Genomic DNA, 2,315 nt, shown 5'->3' with positions numbered 1-2,315 from the left:
TGTGTTGGGTCAATAGCATAGACTCGGCGTACTATGATGTCAAGCCTCTACAGACATGAAAAAGCGATTGTAGATCCATCGAGGCAGGCTTGTACTCATCTTAGGGGTGAGTAGTTACCCGTGGAGAAAGCCACACACACTGTCCGGAGCGACTCGGACGGCCTGTCCATGCTTCTGCAGAAAATTGTCCAGGCGACGATAGCGATCTCGATTCAGCAACGCTTCGGTCTCGATGGCCTTTTCGTTCCAGCGGCCGATCATCTTGGACTCACGCAGCTGAGCAACTTTAAGGTCATCAGGGTGGATGTCGACGTTGCAAACAATCTTGACTTCAGGGATCGACTCGAGCAGTTCGTTTGCCACCTCGAATAATGAACTAGTGAAATACCCGGCGATTCGCTTGTAACTGCGCGCACCTTTCAGGTGTTGCAGCAGAAAGCTGCTGTCGAGTCGGTGAGTGCGAGAAGAGAAACGCCGGATCTGTCCTGAGTCCATTCGCAGCGCCTCCGTTATTGGCCGAGTGCACGCAGGTTACGCAGCCGTGCGCCTAACACCTCGGCGGCCTGCCGTACTTCATCTTCGGGCGCCATCTTCTCCATAAAGCTGAGCATATCGATCAGCAGGGGACGTACCTCCATAAAGTCCGGTAGCTCGGCCTGGAGTTGCCCAATCACCACCTGGGGTTCGGTTTCAGCCAGTAGCTGTTGCAGACCGATGATCAGGCGCCCCAGCCAGCTTGCACCCAGCTCTGTGCTTTCAGCGAGATCACGCGAGACAAAATCGGTGACATGCTTTAACTGCGCTTTGTTGGCGGTCATGCTGGCCATCACCTTGGTGTAGTCCACCACACGGAAGGCCTTGGCAAAATTCTGGTAGTTATCCAGCTTGGAGGTGCCGGTGCTCTCCATGTCCATCATGCGCAGGTAGAAGCGTTGGATACCGTTCAACTTGTGCCAGGTGTCCGGGGCGATGCCTTCCGGTACCAGCAGGCCGTTAGCCGCCTCGGCAGCCTGTTGGACGATCTCATCCACCACAGTTACCTCACCGCGCTGGCGAGGCCGCATGGCGAAGGCGGTGACATCTTCGCCACCGATCTGGGTATAGGCGGTCAACACCTTGAGGGCAGCGGCATAACCCGCCATCTGCAGGTCGGAATCGTTGAAGACAGGCTCACCCATCCTGTCTTTCGCCTCATCGTTGAGGTGCATCATGGTCTCGATCTGATGTTTTACCTCAGTGCGAACGGCGGGCAGAATGCGCTGTTTGAAACCGGCCCGGTCACCCGCAGCGCGCTTACGCAGCATCAGGATTACGGTGCCCTGAACGTAGCCGCCTTTCTTGAGTTCCGATGTGGTTTCGGTGGCGATATACCAGGCCGCGACGACCTGGAGACCAGCTGCCCAAAAAATGCCGATCATGTCTGACCAGACGCCTGTATCCTGATGCGTGAACATGACGCATTGCATGCCATCGTCAGGCATGTTTTCAGCCATGGCACGGTAGGCATCTATCATGCTCCGACGGAAATCGTCTCCAATACCCTTGATTGCTAATGCTCGACGAGAATCCCAGGTCCAATCCTTAAACTCCTCGGGCACATTCTTGCGCAGCCAGGCAATGAAGAACTCGGTAATTTCGTGGTAGTTCACCGCATCCGCGTAGGGAGGATCGGTGATCCAAAGGTCACAAGATTGGGTCGGTCTGTTGGCGGTCGATGAGATAACCTGTTTTTCGACTTCGGGCAGAGTTACTTCCGCCATCTTAAATGAGGACGGCCCATATCCTGCCCAGGACCTTGTCGCATAGTTGTAGAAGGTGTTAAGCGCCTGATTGGAGAACACTCCCTTAGGTCCGCCCAGACCACCACCTTGTGAGGTTGCCCACCGGCAAAGTCGGGAGTTGAAATCCGCCATTTTGGCGATATTCAACCAACCAAGTGGTGCACCCTGAGAATTGCGCCAGGTCTTAATAGCCAGCGACTGCAGTAGCAGCTGACGGGCGTTGAAGAGATGGTGCCAGTGTGTCCAACCACGAGTTCGTATTGGCTCATCAGTTTTATCGCCAGGCTCAATCTCCATGTCAGGAGCGAGGCCCTCGTTCTGCCATCGGGCGAGATTTTCAGCAACGATACGTTCGACTTTCCGTTCACGCGCTAGATCGTCAGCTGTTACTCCACAGAAACAGGTGACCTGATGTGGCTCGTATATCGAGGCTTTGGTAATCCACTGGATGGCATAAAGGCGTTCCTGGAAGATGTCCTCGTCACGAGGAATGAAATCCAATTTCTCCCACTTTCTCAACCTATTGAGAGTATT

2 protein-coding genes are annotated in these 2,315 nt (G+C 54.5%); both read right to left on the bottom strand.

Translation table 11 applies throughout. The annotated features are described in order from the left end of the window. Positions 1-114: 114 nt before the first annotated feature. Positions 115-495 carry a hypothetical protein gene (locus tag ACOCD2_RS17130; RefSeq protein ID WP_305803314.1) on the bottom strand — a complete coding sequence of 127 codons (381 nt, stop codon included), beginning with the start codon at positions 493-495 and terminating at the stop codon, positions 115-117. A 14-nt stretch (positions 496-509) separates the two neighbouring features. Continuing rightward, the gene (locus ACOCD2_RS17125) at positions 510-2,282 is read right to left on the bottom strand and encodes a hypothetical protein (protein ID WP_419625823.1); all 1,773 of its coding nucleotides are present in this window, start codon (positions 2,280-2,282) and stop codon (positions 510-512) included. Positions 2,283-2,315: the final 33 nt, after the last annotated feature.

The organism is Thiolapillus sp. (assembly GCF_048562965.1).
Lineage (GTDB): Bacteria > Pseudomonadota > Gammaproteobacteria > Chromatiales > Chromatiaceae > Thiolapillus > Thiolapillus brandeum_A.
The sequence above is the reverse complement of the archived record's forward strand: the minus strand, read 5'-3'. Positions and strand labels throughout refer to the sequence as shown.